This window comes from Frankia sp. R82 (genome assembly GCF_023716925.1).
GTDB lineage: Bacteria > Actinomycetota > Actinomycetes > Frankiales > Frankiaceae > Frankia.
Genome location: NZ_JAMQQG010000027.1, coordinates 18,661 through 34,536 on the forward strand (window position 1 = coordinate 18,661; position 15,876 = coordinate 34,536).

General features: G+C 71.2%; 11 protein-coding genes. 7 read left to right on the top strand and 4 right to left on the bottom strand.

Translation table 11 applies throughout. The features are described 5' to 3' along the window. The first annotated feature begins 239 nt into the window (after positions 1–239). Positions 240–1,292 carry an adenosine deaminase gene (gene add / locus ND747_RS07935; protein WP_251732830.1) on the top strand — a complete coding sequence of 351 codons (1,053 nt, stop codon included), beginning with the start codon at positions 240–242 and terminating at the stop codon, positions 1,290–1,292. 60 nt (positions 1,293–1,352) lie between these two features. Beyond that, positions 1,353–2,465 (top strand): glycerate kinase, encoded by a 1,113-nt coding sequence (locus ND747_RS07940; RefSeq protein WP_374216178.1) that lies wholly within the window; start codon positions 1,353–1,355, stop codon positions 2,463–2,465. Between the two features lie 67 nt (positions 2,466–2,532). On the opposite strand, the gene ND747_RS07945 is transcribed toward ND747_RS07940, so the two are convergent. Next, the gene (locus ND747_RS07945; protein ID WP_251732832.1) at positions 2,533–3,330 is read right to left on the bottom strand and encodes an N-acetylmuramoyl-L-alanine amidase; all 798 of its coding nucleotides are present in this window, start codon (positions 3,328–3,330) and stop codon (positions 2,533–2,535) included. 403 nt (positions 3,331–3,733) lie between these two features. Between ND747_RS07945 and ND747_RS07950 the strand changes: the two genes are divergently transcribed. Continuing rightward, positions 3,734–4,951 (top strand): GNAT family N-acetyltransferase, encoded by a 1,218-nt coding sequence (locus tag ND747_RS07950; protein WP_251732833.1) that lies wholly within the window; start codon positions 3,734–3,736, stop codon positions 4,949–4,951. A gap of 332 nt (positions 4,952–5,283) precedes the next feature. Continuing rightward, positions 5,284–6,021 (top strand): hypothetical protein, encoded by a 738-nt coding sequence (locus ND747_RS07955; protein WP_251732834.1) that lies wholly within the window; start codon positions 5,284–5,286, stop codon positions 6,019–6,021. A gap of 236 nt (positions 6,022–6,257) precedes the next feature. On the opposite strand, the gene ahcY is transcribed toward ND747_RS07955, so the two are convergent. Both ahcY and ND747_RS07965 read right to left on the bottom strand, forming a co-directional pair. Then, complete coding sequence (gene ahcY, locus ND747_RS07960) at positions 6,258–7,694, bottom strand: adenosylhomocysteinase (RefSeq protein ID WP_251732835.1); 1,437 nt, start codon at positions 7,692–7,694, stop codon at positions 6,258–6,260. 166 nt (positions 7,695–7,860) lie between these two features. Next, positions 7,861–10,290: an MMPL family transporter gene (locus tag ND747_RS07965; RefSeq protein WP_251732836.1), complete on the bottom strand. Its 2,430-nt coding sequence runs from the start codon at positions 10,288–10,290 to the stop codon at positions 7,861–7,863. Here ND747_RS07965 and ND747_RS29735 point away from each other — a divergent pair. Both ND747_RS29735 and ND747_RS07975 read left to right on the top strand, forming a co-directional pair. Then, on the top strand, positions 10,283–10,441 hold the full coding sequence (locus ND747_RS29735) for a hypothetical protein (RefSeq protein WP_251732837.1): 159 nt from the start codon (positions 10,283–10,285) through the stop codon (positions 10,439–10,441). The two genes, ND747_RS07965 and ND747_RS29735, sit on opposite strands and share 8 nt — an antisense overlap. A gap of 846 nt (positions 10,442–11,287) precedes the next feature. Next, positions 11,288–12,331, top strand: a complete 1,044-nt coding sequence (locus ND747_RS07975) for a phosphatase PAP2 family protein (protein WP_251732838.1) — start codon at positions 11,288–11,290, stop codon at positions 12,329–12,331. Between the two features lie 34 nt (positions 12,332–12,365). Here ND747_RS07975 and ND747_RS07980 read toward each other — a convergent pair whose 3' ends face one another. Further along, a complete protein-coding gene (locus tag ND747_RS07980) occupies positions 12,366–13,586 on the bottom strand; it encodes an acetyl-CoA C-acetyltransferase (protein WP_251732839.1) in 1,221 nt (406 codons plus the stop codon). Positions 13,587–13,874: 288 nt separating this feature from the next. Between ND747_RS07980 and ND747_RS07985 the strand changes: the two genes are divergently transcribed. After that, a complete protein-coding gene (locus tag ND747_RS07985; RefSeq protein ID WP_251732840.1) occupies positions 13,875–15,842 on the top strand; it encodes a C2 family cysteine protease in 1,968 nt (655 codons plus the stop codon). Positions 15,843–15,876: the final 34 nt, after the last annotated feature.

The window sequence follows — 15,876 nt, forward strand, 5'->3', positions numbered from 1 at the left end:
GGCAGGACGGTGACCGTCCTGCCGCGCCCTCGCTCTTTGCTGCCGTCAGCAGCGCCCCCACCGCCAGCGCCCCCCACCGCCAGTGGCCCACCGCCATGGGCGTCGCTCCTGCGACGGCGGACGATGACGTGGTTTCGCCGGGCCTGGTCCGCGTACCCTCCAACTGGGCGAGCCAGCGGCGGGCGGCGACCGCCGTGGGAGGCTGTCGAGGCGTCGAGGCACGAGGAGGAAGGGCATCCATGCGCGAGCTGCGGACGTTGCCCAAAGGCCACCTGCATCTGCACTTCGAACTTGGCATGCGTCCGTCCACGCTGGCGGACCTGGCCACGGCCGCCGGGCTGCCCACGCCGCGGACCTCCGGCTTCGCCGAGTTCGGCGGCTTCAGCGAGGTGATCGGCGGGATTCTGCCGCTGTTTCGCAGCCCGGCGGACTTCGAGCGGCTCGTTGACGAGATGGTCAGCGATGCCGCGGCCGAGGGCATCGTCTACCTTGAGCCGAGTTTCTGGCCCTACGCGCATGCCGAGGCGTTCCGCAGCGCCGACGAGGCCTGGGAGACCGTCCTGGCCCGTTCGGAGCAGGCCGGTGCGCGGCACGGGGTCACCGTCCGCTGGATGGCCGCGGTTGACCGGGTGTTCGACAGTCCCGAGCGGGCGGTGGAGGTGGCCCGTACGGCCGTGCGCTATGCCGATCGCGGTGTCGTCGCCCTCGGTCTGCACAACGACGAGTTCGGCTGGCCGCCCGAGCCGTTCGAGGCGGCGTTCCGGCTGGCCGCCGACGCCGGGTTGCTCTCGACGCCGCATGCCGGCGAGCTCGACGGGCCGGCCTCCGTGCGCGGCGCGATCACGACCCTTGCCGCCCACCGCCTCCAGCACGGCATCCGGGCGATCGAGGACCCGGCGCTCGTCGACGAACTGCGGGAACGCGGCATCTGCCTGGACGTCTGTCCGACCTCCAACCTGCTGCTGTCGGTCGTCCCCTCGCTCGCCGAGCATCCGCTGCCGGCCCTGCTGCGCGCCGGCGTGCGTTGTTCGATCAACGCCGACGACCCGCTGCTGTTCGGCCCCAGCTGCCTTGAGGAATACGAGCTGTGCCGGCGTGAGCTGGGCCTGACAGACGACGAGCTGGCCGAATGCGCTCGTAGCTCGGTGCGTTCCGGCGCCGCTCCCGCCGCGGTGCGTGATGCTGCGCTCGCCGGCATCGATGCCTGGCTCGCCGCGCCCGCAGAGGTCCCCGCGCAGGCCGCCGGCCCGGAGTCCACCTCGACACCGGCGTCCGGCCCGGCCGTCGCCTAGGCGCGGGCCCCGACCGTGGTCCGGCCATCGCGTGGGCAGTCCGCTCGCCGGCCGTGGCGGGTGGTGATCGCGCCGGATTCGTTCAAGGGATCCGCGAGCGCCACGCAGGTGGCGGCCTCGCTGGCGCAGGGATGGCACTCGCGGCGACCGCAGGATGAGATCGTCTCCGTGCCGATCGCCGACGGTGGCGAGGGCACGCTGGATGTCTTCGCGGCGACCGTACCCGGGGCGCGGCGACGACCGGTGCGGGTCACTGGCCCGGACGGGCGACCTCGGGACGGCGAGTGGCTGGCCCTGCCGGGCCAGGTGGCGGTGGTCGAACTCGCCGGGGTGAGTGGCCTGCCGCTGATGCGCACCCCGGATCCGCTCGGCGCGCACACTCTCGGCGTCGGGCAGGCCCTGGCGGCGGCGCTGCGCGACGGGGCCAGACAGGTTCTGGTCACGTTGGGCGGGTCGGCCTCCACCGACGGGGGCACCGCGGCGCTGACCGCACTCGGCGCCCGCTTCGCCGATGTGAACGGCGTGGTGCTGCCTCTCGGCGGGGGGTCTCTGATCACCCTGGGTCAGGTCGACCTCGCCCGGCTGCTCCCCCCGCCGCCCGGGGGAGTGCGCTGCCTGGTCGACGTCGATGCCCCCCTGCTGGGGGACGCCGGCGCCGCGGCGGTCTTCGGTCCGCAGAAGGGCGCGACCCCGGCCGACGTCGGCCACCTGACCGCGGGACTCGCCCGGCTCGCCGGCCTGCTCGGCGGTGATCCGGCGGCGCCGGGTGCGGGAGCCGCCGGTGGGACCGCCTACGGGCTCGCCGCGGCCTGGGGCGCCGACCTGGTCTCGGGCGTGCAGACGATCATCGAGGTGGCTGGGTTGCCCGATGCACTGACCGGCTCGGACTGGCTGGTCACCGGGGAGGGTCGGTTCGACCGGACGTCCCTGGGTGGGAAGGTCGTCGGGGGTGTGCTGGGGCTCGCCCGGCAGCAGGCGGTACCGGTGCTGGTCGCCGCGGGTCAGCTCGACGCCCCCTGGCCGGAGGGCGTCGCCGGTGCGGTCGCGCTGGCCCGTCTCGCGGGTGGGATCCCGGCGGCTCTGGCCGATCCGCACCGATGGCTGCACGCTGCCGGCGCGGAACTGGCCGATCGCGCCGAACAGGTCGGGCGCGCGGAGAGAGCCGACACCTGAGCCCGTCGTTCGGCCCGTCCGGTGCCGGCAGGACCTGCCGAGGGCTGGTACCCCGGCTGGTGACTGGTCAGATGGTGCGGTTGAGGCCGGTGAGGATCCAGCCGAGCTTGCGCCAGGTGGTGGATCCGCAGATGCCGTCATCGGGAATGCGGCCGAACCACGGCGAGGCGTACCGCTGCAGGGAGGCCACTCGGGCGGTGGTACGTGGCCCGTAGGTGCCATCGGGGGTGAGCCGGTTGGGATCGCCGGTCGGGGCCTCGTGGCCGAAGACGATGTTCAGGGCGTTCTGGAGTTCGGTGACGTCCGGACCGGTCGAGCCCTCCCGCACAGTGGGGCGACCGGCATAGCGGTCGCGCGGGTCGGCGGCGAAGGTTCGTTGGCTGGTGGCCAGGGAAAGGATGTCGCCGCGGCGGTTCGCGCGAATGTCGCCGGGGCAGTCGTGGCCGCCCCAGGAGGCTCCGCCCATCCGATGGGTGCCGATACCGTAGCCGTTCGGAGAGTCGGTGATCTCCGCCTTCCAGCCGAACTCCTGCATTCCCCAACGGAAGAGTTCCGCCAACCGGGTGACCTGGATCGGGGTGTAGTCCTCGGCGGGGTATCCCTCGCATTCGCAGGAGATCCAGTACGGATTTCCGGCCGCCTGCGCCCAGGCTCGTTGGTCACATGGCACGTACTGCTCGAGTTCTCCGGTGCGAGACAGCCAGAGATGGGAGCTGACCTGGCTGGCCGAGTTGTCGAACCAGCCGAACAACGAACCGGTCCCGACCTGGACGTGGGGGATGAGGCCACGGGTGGGCTGGACCATCGGACCGGAGGTGTTGCGCACCGGCCGGTATCGGGCCGGGGGATACAGGGTCGCCGCCATCGTCAGCGGCCCTTTCGCGCGCGGACGTCGTCACGCCGGGTTGTCAGCCAGAAACTCACGATGCCGGTTGCTTCCTCTTCGTACGGATGTGGTCGCATCGGCCGATGCCGTCCCGTTTCTATCTGGTTCGCCGTGCCGCCCGGGATACCCGGGGTCCGTAGTTGTCATTCCGTATCCGTCCAGATTCACAGCGAGACGTTCGGCCTGGGCCGACTGGAGGACGGATCCGTTCGGACTGGATCGGTGGATCTGGGGCAGGATGCCCGGATCGTGTGGTGGGGGAAACCTGTCCGTGGTGCGAACGTGGACCGCGGCCCGGCCGGGTCGCCTACACTGCCGCCCTGTGCCCGGTAAGCGACCCACCAGCAGGACCGCCGGAATACCGGACGCCCTCCGGTCGGGGGTGGTCATCGTCGCGGGAACGCCGCCGAGGACGGTGCTGGATCTGCGCGCGGCCGTGTTCGTCGACGAGCAGGGAGTTCCGGCCGAACTCGAGCAGGACGGTCGTGACGCCGGTGCCGACCATGCCGTCCTGTTCGACGTCGCCGGACGGGCCCTGGCCACCGGTCGGTTGCTGGATCCGGGCCCGCGCAGTCCTGGCGCGCAGCCGGTGGGAGTCATCGGACGCGTGGCTGTCGACGCGGGTTGGCGTGGCCGAGGTCTGGGCCTCACCATCACCGAGGCGTTGACGGAGCGCGCCCGTGAGCGCGGTCTGCCCGCGGTGGAACTGCACGCCCAGCTCCAGGTCGCCGACTTCTATGTCCGGCAGGGCTATCGGGTCATCGCCGAACCCGATGTCGAGGCCGGTATCGAACACGTGTGGATGCGCCGCGACCTTGCCCCCGGGCTGCGGGAGGCCCGGGCCACGGATGTCGCCGCACTCCGCGCACTGATCGGAACAGACCTGCCGTCGACGATGGGCACCGCCCATGCGGTGGCACCCGGTGGGTTGCCCCGAACGGATCCCGTCGGGCTGCCCCGGGTGGCGACACCCGGGGGAGCGCCCCACGTGATGTGGGTGGTCCCGGGAGAGGCGGACGATCCCGACCCGGCCCGACGTCTGCTGGCCTGTGTGGCGGTGCGACTGTGCCCCGGCGGGGAGCGGTCCGACGCGGACTGGCCGGGTGCGGGCGTGGAAGCAGACGGGCCTGACGGGGGCGAGTACGGGCGCGGTGCGGGCAGGAAGGCGACGAGTCCAGCGGGGCCGCAGCCGACGCTGGTGGCCGAGGTGACAAGCCTGTGGGTGGCCCGACCGGCACGCCGGTCGGGCCTTGGAACGACTCTGGTCCGACGGTGCGAGCGAGCCGTCCGGCACTGGCGCAGCGTCCAGATCGCCGAGTCCGCTCCGGCTGTTTCCCAGGTCCCGCAGGGTGAGCCGACACAGGCGACACTGCCGACGCAGCCGGCGCCGACAGCGCAGGTGGTGCTGTGGTGCGACCTGCGGTTCGCCGACGCGCACCGGCTCTGGCGACGGTTGGGGTATGTCCCCACCGGCCGGTCCCGACCTCGGCCGGCGGCTGCCACGGCGGCGGAGCACGCCTCGACGTCGGCCGGGACGGACTCCACGGCGACCGAGATCGAGTTTCGCCGGTCGCTGCCGCACCGGATCCCCGGCCGGTAGGTCCGTCGGCATCCTGACGGTGCACCCGGCGGAAAGCCGGATCCCACCGTCGCGGAACCGGGCCGGACACGGACCGCCGCTCGCCGACCGTGGTGCGCCATGGTCGGCCATCGACTCTCCTGGCCGACCAATTGCGTGGCCCCGTCCGGGGGCGCGGCCGGGACGAATCCCCCCGCCGGGACCCAACACATCACCAACTACCGCTATCCTTGCGACCGATTGCTGTTGTATTTACGGGAATCCCGCTCCAAGGAGCGGAAACAGGCGCTTGGTCCATGTGGGCCATCACGCCGACGGGCGTTGGGTGCCCGGGTTCAACAAGGAGGCATTCAATGCCGTATGCCGTATCGTCGCGTCTGCGCCGCAGGCCTGACCAGCCTGCCGCGGGCGGGGCACCGCAGGATCCCGTCGACCTTGACGCCCCCGGCCAGGGGTTCCGGGCGCAGCCGCGGCCCGAAGCCGAAGCGGCAGGCTCGTTCGCGCGTGGACGGGCTCGGTCCGGTCCGCGCCCCGCCGGGTCCCGTCGCCGGGTCCGCTCCGTGCTGGCCGCGACGGGCACCGCGCTCACCCTCACCGGGCTGGTCGCGGTCGGCGGTGCCGCGCCGGCCCAGGCCGGCGGTGCGACCTGGGCCGAGTGTCCGAGTGGCCAGGTGATCAGCATTACCGCACCGCCCGAGCCAGGGCAGCCGTCGTCCGGGATGACGCGGCTGGCCGCCGGCTTCTACGCGCACATCGCGCAGGCCTGGCCGCCCGCCACGTCCCTGCTGTGTCGCACGGAGCGCGGGGGAGGTGCGCAGGTGGGGCAGCCACCGATCAGGATCGAGCGGATGAGCTGCCCGAACGGCCAGGTGACCTTCGGTGTGCCACGGCCGCAGCTCCCCGGCGGCAACGGGGTGGACGGCCCGCCCGTCCGCTGGGGGACCTACCTGCCGGATGGCTGGTACGACCTGTCGGCAACGGCCAACGACCCCGGATGGACGCCGGTGTGCTGGTCGCAGACCAACCGCACGGCGACCGGGCCGGCCGCCGGTAGTGGTGTCGCCGCCGCCGCACCGATCCACACCAGCTGATCCGTCCCTCGACATCGGCCGGGTCGATCAGGTCGGCCGGGCTGATCGGGCCGGCCGGGCTGGCCGGGCTGGCCGGAAGTACCCGCGACGACAGACGGCCGCGGAACCGTGGTGTCGCACCATGGCTCCGCGGCCGTCCGGGTTCGACGATCAACCGTATGGCGACCTGCTGGCGGCCGTCCGGGGCAGGCGATCAGCCACGGACGGCCGGCAGCGGGTGGATCAGCGGCAGATGATCAGTAGCGGTAGTGGTCCGCCTTGTACGGGCCCTCGACCGGCACGCCGATGTAGTCGGCCTGCTGCTTGGTGAGGGTGGTGAGCTTGACGCCCAGCGCCGACAGGTGCAGGCGGGCGACCTTCTCGTCCAGGTGCTTGGGCAGCACGTAGACCCCGACCGGGTAGCTCTCGGTCTTGGTGAACAGCTCGATCTGCGCGATGACCTGGTTGGTGAAGCTGTTCGACATGACGAAGCTCGGGTGCCCGGTGGCGCAGCCGAGGTTCATCAGCCGGCCCTCGGCGAGCACGATGATCGAGTGCCCGTCCGGGAACACCCACTCGTCGACCTGCGGCTTGATGTTGATCTTCTCGATGCCGGCGGTCTTCGCGAGGCCGGCCATGTCGATCTCGTTGTCGAAGTGGCCGATGTTGGACACGATCGCCTGGTGCTTCATCGCGGCCATGTGCTCGGCCCGGATGATGTCGTAGTTGCCGGTGGTGGTGACGAAGATGTCGGCAATGCCGACCACGTCCTCGAGGACGTCCACCTGGAACCCGTCCATGGCCGCCTGCAGGGCGCAGATCGGGTCGATCTCGGTGACGATGACCCGGGCACCCTGGCCGCGCAGCGCGTCCGCACAGCCCTTGCCGACGTCGCCGTAGCCGGCGACCACGGCGACCTTTCCGCCGATCAGGACGTCGGTGGCCCGGTTGAGGCCGTCGATGACCGAGTGGCGGCAGCCGTACTTGTTGTCAAACTTCGACTTCGTCACCGAGTCGTTGACGTTGATCGCCGGGAACGCGAGCGTGCCGGCCTTCGCCATCTCGTAGAGACGGTGGACGCCGGTCGTCGTCTCCTCGGTGACGCCCTTGATGGTCCGCGCCGCCTCGGTCCACCGGCCGGGACGCTCGGCGATCGTGCGCCGCAGCGTCTCGAGGATGATCGCGTACTCCTCGTTGTCCGACGGGTCGGTCGCGGGCACCGCACCGGCCGCCTCGAACTGCGCCCCCTTGTGGACGAGCAGGGTCGCGTCCCCACCATCGTCGAGGATCATGTTCGGGGCGCTGCCGTCCGGCCAGACCAGCGCCTGGTCGGTGCACCACCAGTACTCGTCGAGGGTCTCGCCCTTCCAGGCGAAGACCGGCACGCCCTGCGGGTCGTCCTTGGTGCCGTTCGGCCCGACGACGACCGCGGCGGCGGCGTGGTCCTGGGTGGAGAAGATGTTGCAGGAGACCCAGCGGACGTCCGCGCCGAGCGCCACCAGGGTCTCGATGAGCACCGCGGTCTGGATCGTCATGTGCAGCGATCCCATGATCCGCGCGCCCGCGAGCGGCTGGCTGGCCGCGTACTCGGCGCGCGTGGCCATCAGCCCGGGCATCTCGTGCTCGGCAAGCCGGATCTCCTTGCGGCCGAACTCGGCCAGCGCGAGATCCGCGACCTTGAAGTCGAAACTCATGCCCTCTCCTTCGACGCTCGGATGGCTGCCGAGCCTGGGGAATCGGCGTCTCGTCGCCGAGAACACCTGCCCTGAGCGTGCCACATGCTGGCGGAGGAGCGAAGACCCGGGCGGCGCCACGTGGCGCACCGTGAAACTACCGCCAGGTCACAGCATTTCGGCCGGGTTAGGTCTGAGGGGCTGCGGTGGAGGGCGCGGCGGAGGTGACGTCGCGATGGGTGTTGTCGTGGTCGCTTTCGGTGTGGTGAGGGTGGAGGTGACGTCCGCCAGGGCGGCGGTCGCGGTGGACGAGGTGGTGCTCGTCCGCCCAGACCAGCAGGGGCGGCAGGACGATCAGGGCGGACAGCAGCGCGACGGCGACGTTGAGGGCGACCAGCAGGCCGAAGTCACGCAGCAGCGGCAGGGAACTGAAGGCGAGCACGCCGACGCCGATGACGGCGGCCAGGGCGGAGACGGCGAAGGCCCGTCCGGTGCGCCCGGCGCTGGTCTCCACCGCTTCGCGCGGGCCGCGACCGCGGGCGCGTTCCTCCAGATGGCGGTAGACGAGCAGAGTGGTGAACTCGCTGCACAGGGCGACGATCAACGGCCCGCTGACGGCCGTCAGGGGACTGAGGTCGACGCCGACCGCGAGCGCGATCAGTGAGCTCAGCCCGACCGCGATCAGCACCGGGATCAGGGAGAGCGCAGCCCGGACCAGACTGAGGTGGCACAGCAACAACAGCACGAACACGGCGATGAGTGCGTAGTAGGTGAGTTCGGTGCGGTTGCTCTGGAAGGACTCGACCAGGCCGGTGCCGATCACGGCGAGACCGGACGGGATCGCGGTGATGCCGGCGGGGGGCCGGGTGTTGGCCCGGATGTCGTCGACGACGGCGGCACGGCGTTCCAGCGAGCCGGAGCCGGTCCGCAGGATGATGTTCATGGCGCCCCGGTCGAGGTTGACCGTGCTGCGCTGGATGTCGGGCGGGGCGACGGCGTAGGCGGCGCGGATGTCCTGGCCGGTGGGCATGACGATGGTGGTGTTCGGCACCTCCAGCAGGTAGCTGACGGTGGTCACCAGGCTGCTGGCGTCGACGAGATCGGCCGGGTGGGCGGACAGCTGCCGGTTCGCGAACCGGCCGACGAAGGACGCGGTCGCGTCGTCGAAGACGTTCGAGGAGCGGACGAACACCCCAAGCTCGCTGGCCGAGCCGGCGCGGGCCCGCAGGGTGTCGATGTCCTTGATCACCTGACTGTCCTGGTTGACCCACTTCTCCGGGTCGGTCTGCACGGTCAGTCTGCCGTCCGCGACGATGCCACCGGCGAAGACGGCCACCGAGGCGAGGACCAGCGGAATCGCGGTGATCTGCGGCAGCCCGCCGAGGCGGATGACCGTCCGTCCGAGCGGGCCGTGGGTGTAGTCGCGGGCCGCGGCGGGCCGACGGCGCTGACCCGCGTCCAGCGCGAGGACGAGGAGCAGGGTCGTGGCGATCACGATGACCGGCAGCCCGATAGCGAGCAGCGTGCCGAAGTCCCGGATCATCGGAACCTCGCTGAACTGCAGTGCGCAGAACGACAGCACTGCGGCGAGGGTCGCCACCGCCAGGGCGCGGCGCAGCCCCCGCCAGGCCGCGGCGACCGGATGACCGCTGTGGTCGAGCTGTGACTCCTCCTCGATCCGGCTGTGCAGCTGGACGGCGAAGTCGATGCCGACGCCGAGCAGCACCGGCAGGCCGGCGATGGTCACCACCGACAGGGGCACCCCGATGTACCCGGCCAGGCCGAACGCCCAGATCAGGCCGACCGCGACCACGGCGAGCGGGAGCAGCCGGAAGCGGACGGCGAACGCGGCGAGCAGCAGGCCGGCCATGAGCGCCAGCGAGATCGCGCCGAGGGTGAGGAAACCGCCCCGCAGGTAGTTGTTGATGTTGCGGAGCAGGACCGGCGAGCCGGTGGTCAGCACCGACGCGTGGTCGAAGGTCTCGCCGGCGATGGCCCGTTCGACGACGTGGGCACCGTCACCCTGCTCACGCAGGGAGGCGTTACCGCTCAGCCTAGTGATCATCTGGGCGGTCGAGCCGGACGGGAAGAAGGGGCGCAGCGACTTGCGTATCGCGCCGGTGTTGTCATGCAGCAGAACATCGACCCACGCCGGGTTGTCCAGCGTGCGGGCGGCCTCCGGTACCGCCTGGACGCGTGCCAGGGTGTGTAGCGAGTCGGCCAGCCGCCGGTCGGCCGAGGCCTTGACGGGGTCCCGCTGCTGCGCGCCGAGCAGCATCGCCGCCGCCGGGCTGCTGATCGGGTCGCCGTTCTTGCCGCGAACCAGATTGGCGGTGAACTCCAGCGCCGTCAACGGGGTGATGACCGACGAGATGTGCGGGTCGGCATCAAGGTCACGTTGTAGCGTGCGGAACTGGGCGATGTTACGCGGGGTGAACAGATCTACCGTGCGGCTGCCCGGCGTCACGGTGAACAGAGTGATCATCGCCTCGCCGCCGAACGCCGACTGGTACTGGACGTTGTCCCGGGCGATGCGGGAGTCACTGTTGAGGTAGTTGTCCTGGCTGGTCGTGAACTCCAGTCGGGTCAGGCCGAAACCGAGGATCACTGTGACCACGAGGGTGGCCACCGCCACGATGCCGGTACGCCGCCCGGGGGCGATCCGCCCCGGCCTCGACTGCCCGGCGGGTGCCGGCTGCCCCGTGGGGACGGGCGGGGCCGGCGCGGCCGGTCGGGCCGGCGGCTCGTCAGCCGAGCTGGTGTTCTGAGACATCGGGCACGCTCCGGAGTCAACAGTGGCCCCCGGAACAGCGCGCACTGCGACGGCCTGTCCGACGGTGTACCTCAGGATGTATAGCGTAGGTCACATCGCGGACGGGAGTCCCGGGCCTTGATCTTTTTTGGCTTCTTTGTGTCGTTATCTGATTACAATTTGTAGTGTCGCGAGAAGAGTCTCCATCATCTGTATACGCGGAGCATCAGATTGCGTCCCCATTCGGCCTGAAGGTGCCCCTCCCGGCTGGAGTTCTTGCTTTTCGTCGTCGGCTGAATCAGTTGAGTGATGGTGGGTCGCGACTCGGTCCTTGGCCCGGTGCGGGCCGGCTGCGGGCAAGCCCTCGGGCCGAGACCGTAAGGCCTGAGGGGCGGGAGGCATGCGTTCCGGGGCGCTTTCGGGCCGCCGCGGATCGTGGGTGGGGTTCGGCGGCCGGCCACCAGTGGGGCGGGGCGCCGCCGGCTCGCGGCGTGACGATCGCCCGTCGCGCGGCCGGGACCCCGCCCCCACCTAGGTGGGGGCGGGGTCCGTCTGGAGCCCGCGGATCGGAGTCGGGAATCCGACAGGATGAACAGACCGGTCCGTGTCGTGCCGGAATCGAGGTTCTCTGGTTCCTTGTTGTTAATCTGCGGGTCGGCGGGGAAAAGAGATCCTGGACAGTTCGCCCTGTGTCGGACGCATCAGGTATGCGGCGGTGGGCGGGAAGTCGAGGAAAGATCCCGAACTGAGCCGTATCTCACACGCGGTTCGCTGTCGCACTTACCGATCGGTCGGTAGGAACAAAGGGGCAGGTGAACGGGACATGTCCTGATGGGGAGGCGCGGATGCTGCGGTGCTGCGCATGGTGAGCGCAACGGGCCAGGTGTTTTCGAGCGACCGACACCAGAGTGGGCGGGTCGCCGACCTGTTGCGGTCGAGCGCCTTCGTGATCAGCCAGATCGTCCTGCTCGGGTCGCTGTACGTGCTGTACGACCTCGGGCGGCATCTCGCCACCGGCCGTGAGCTGGAGGCGTTGCGGCACTCCGTCCGCGTCTGGCATCTCGAGCGGCTCTTCGATCTTCCGGACGAGGCTTCGGTGCAGGCCCTGGCGCTGCGGTCCACCCGGTTGCTGGAGCTGGCGAACCGGTTCTACGTGACCGTGCATTTTCCCGCGGCCATCGTGTTTCTGCTCTGGGTACTGCTTTTCCAGCGGCACGCCTGGCGCCGGGTACGGACCGTCATCGCCGTCTCCACCGGCGTGGCCCTGATGATTCACATCGTTTATCCGCTCGCGCCGCCGCGGTATCTGCCTCGGGTCCTACCCCAGGTCAACCTGGTCGACACCGGCGCCGTGATCGGACCTTCGCCGTACGGGCCGCATGACACCGTCGCCAACCAGTACGCGGCGATGCCGAGTCTGCACATCGGCTGGGCGATCCTCGAGGCCTGGGGTGTGATCACCATTCTGCGGGTCCGTGCCCGCTGGCTCGCGATCCTGCATCCGATCATCACGACGATCGTGGTGGTCATCACCGCGAACCACTACTGGCTCGACGGCATCATCGGTGGTGGTCTGGTCGTCGCGGCGGTCCAGCTCACCCGGCCGGAGGTGCAGACCCGGCTCCGACTGTGGGCGATCATGTGCCATCTGCCGGTCGGCGCGCCGGCGGGCGCCGATGCTCCCGGTGGGCCGGTCGAGGTGGCAGCACCCCGACGACCCGTCCGGCAGCCGTCAGGCCCGGCTGCGTTGTCCGCCTCGGCTGCCGCCGCGGTGGCAACCGCAACGGCCGCGGCGTCGTCACCACCACCACCGTCGTCGCCACCGTCGTCATCGTCACCGTTGTTGTCACGGCCGTCGGCGCCCGCCCAGGCCAGACGGGTGGAGTCCGCGGATCCGGCCGGCTGACCGGGCAGGTCCGACACTGCCCGTGCCGTTACCGTCAGGACAGCCGTTCGAGGATGAGGGCCATGCCCTGGCCGCCGCCGATGCAGGTGGTCTCCAGACCGATCGTGGTGTCGGTGGTGCGCAGCCCGTTGACCAGGGTGGTCAGCAGTCGGGCGCCGGTCATGCCGAACGGATGGCCCAGCGCGATCGCGCCGCCGTGCACGTTCAGCCGGTCGAGGCCGATGCCGAGTTGCTGGTAGGACGGGACGACCTGGGCGGCGAACGCCTCGTTGATCTCCACGAGATCCACGTCGTCGATGGTCATGCCGGCTCGGGCGAGGGCCCGGCGGGACGCCTCGACCGGTCCGAGGCCCATGATTTCCGGGGACAGCCCGCTCAGCCCGGTGGATACCAGCCGGGCGATCGGGGTGATGCCGAGCTCCCGGGCCCGGGAGTCGCTCATGACCACGACGGCTGCGGCTCCGTCGTTGAGTGGGCAGGCGTTGCCCGCGGTCACGGTGCCATCCGGACGGAACACCGGGGGCAAGGTGGCGAGCACCTCAAGGGTCGTGCCGGGTCGGGGACCGTCGTCGGCGTCGACGATCGTGCCGTCCGGCAGTTGCACCGGAGTGATCTCCCGCTTGAAGAAGCCGGCGCTGATCGCCTTCTCGGCGAGGTTCTGCGACCGGCAGGCGAACGCGTCCTGCTCGGCCCGGCCGACCCCGGTGAGCTGGGCGACGTTCTCGGCTGTCTGCCCCATCGCGATGTAGACGTCCGGGAGGTCGCCGCGGCTGCGCGGATCGGTCCACGGTGGGGCGCCACCGATGGCCCGCAGGGACGTCCGGGCCTGCGCACCCGCATAGCCGGGATTCTGGGTACCGGGCAGGTTGTCGCTGTTGCCGCGGAGATAGCCGCTGACCACCTCCACCCCGGCGGCGACGAAGACGTCTCCCTCGCCGGCCCGCACCGCGTGCATCGCCATCTGGATGGCCTGCATCGACGAGGCGCAGTAGCGGGCGACGGTCGTGCCCGGCACGTTGTCGAGACCCAGGGTGACCGCGATCACCCGACCGAGGTTGTGGCCCTGGTCGCCGCCGGGCAGACCACACCCGACGATCAGATCGTCGATCTCGTTCGGGTCCAGCATCGGGATCTGGTCGAGGACGGCACGCACGATCGTGGCAGCCAGATCGTCGGCCCGTAGGCCCCGCAGCGAGCCCTTGAAGGCTCGTCCGATCGGCGAACGGGCGGTGGCGACGACGACTGCGTCGGGCATGACCGGCCTCCCATCCTGTGTTGGCCCATCCTCGGTCGTCCGTGCCAGGCGCCCACCCTCGGCGCCGTGGTCGCGCGATTGCGGACGGACGGGGAAAATGATCAAAACTGTAGCGCGATGACCACCGCTGAGTCGCCCGACGCGTGCCCCAGATGGCCTGTCTGTCCCGTTCGCGATCTACCCTCAACCGACCGGATTCGAACGAATCAGCCGCGCGTCGGACCACGAAGAGACCATCGGCAGGACCAGTCCGAGACAGGCCGTTGCGCGGGTGGGAGGGCGGGAGTGATGGTCATCGGGTTCGGACCGGGCGCGGATGCCGGTGCCGAGGCAGGTCGTGGTGCCGCGACGAGGCCGGCGACCCGGTGCGCGGACGAGCTCGCGACCGGCGCGGACCAGTTCCGCCGGCAGGCGGCTGAGGCGTCGGCGGTGTCAGCGGTGTTGGCGAGCGCGATGCCGGGGTGGGTTGACGGGCCGAACCGGCCTGGTCGGCCGGGTGATGGTCCCGCCCTGGAGTCGGACTCCCCACTTGCGGGCCGGCTACGCGGCGCGATGGTGGCGTGGCATCGCCAGCTGGCCGCGGGAGCCGAGGTGTTGCGCGCCGTGGCGGGTTGGCTCGACCGGGTGGCGCTGGTCTTGCCGCCGGCGGGGGCCTCGTCCGAGCTGGCGACCTCGTCCGAGCTGGCGAACCTGCCGGGGCCGCTGGCGATGCCGGCGACGGGGGCGCTGGGGGCGTCCTGGCCGGCGGTGGCAGCGGTGCGGACGGGCCCGGCGGTGGTGATCCGGTTGGCGCCGGACGAGCTTCGGGACTGCGCCGGGCGGTTGCATTCCGTCGGCGGACGTGCCGCGGGGCTCGGGTGGGTGGTGGCCCGCTCGGTGGTCGGGGTCGAACCCGCGCTGCAGCACGCGATGATGCTGTCGTCGGCGTCACTGTCGTCGGCGTCACTGTCGTCGGTGTCACTGTCGGCGTCGGTGGTGGGCGCGCTGCGGGAGGTCGAGCGGGCGTTGCGGGCCGTCTCGGCGGGAGCCCTGGCGGCTGCGGTCGATCTGGAGTGCAGGCTGGCCCGACTGGTCGAGGGTGTGCCCGTGCTCGCGTCCGGGCCGACCCCGGCCCGGCTCGCCTCGTCCGGACCGGGGTCGGCCGGTCAGCCGTCGGCGCTGGCGATCGCGGCGGGGGTGCTCGAGGCGATCCATCTGACCACGTCGGGGAGCCCGCGCGGTGGATTGGCGGTGGACACGCTGCGAGCTGCCCGGTCCGCCCTTGCGCGGTTGCCGGCAGCAGCCCGGGCCGCGGTGGTCGCTCAGGTGCCGGGAGAAGATCTTGCCGCCCTGGGCGCGCGGGCCGCCTGGCTGGCGGCTTCGCCCAGCCGGTTGGCGGACCCGTCCGCCCGAGGCCTGGTGCGGTACGCGGCGGAACTCGCCGGACTGGCCGATGAGCTGCTTGCCGCCGCGCCGGCGGAGATGATCCACGACCTCGTCCGGGAACTGCCCTGGCTCGAGCCCGCGCCGCCGGCCAGGCCGGCCGGACAGCTGCCGCTGTGGGCGGATCGCTCGTCCGAGCCGTTGGTGCGCGACGGGGTCGAACCGGATGACGTCGGCCAGGGAACGGTGCCCGACTGCTACCTGGCCGCGGCCCTGGTCGGCATCGCGGCCCAGGATCCGGATCAGCTGGTTCGCGGCATCCGCCGCAATCCGAACGGCACGGCCACCGTCACACTGCATCCGGGCGTCAACCGGGACCGTGGTGCCGGGCCGCTATCCGTCACGGTCACCGCAACCCTGGCCCAGTGGCTCGTGCGTACGTCGGACGACGGCCCGCCCGTCCGCCAGGAGCTGGCGGCGGATGCGGACAACGCGGGTGGTCGCGGTGAACTGTGGCCGGCGCTGTACGAGAAGGCGTTCGCCCGGCTGCGGGGCGGGTACCCGGCCCTCGGCTACGGCAGCACCACCGACGCGCTCGCCACGCTCACCGGGCATCGCGCGACCGGGCGAGACGCCCGCCATCTCCATCCGGACGACCTTGCCGCCGCGCTGGGACGGGGAGAGGTCGTCCTGATCACCACCCGTCAACGGACCAGACCCGCGGGCCTGGTCGCGGCGCACGCCTATGCCGTCCTGGCGGTGGACACCGGGCGGGGGCAGGTGCTGTTGCGTAACCCATGGGATCCGCCGGCGACCGGGAGCAACGAGCAGTGGTACGACTGGGCGGCGGTCAGCCCGGACGTCCACACCGTCGTCTGTGGCGCCACCAGGTAGCCGGCCGGGCCGCACCACCGGCCAGCAGGCGGAT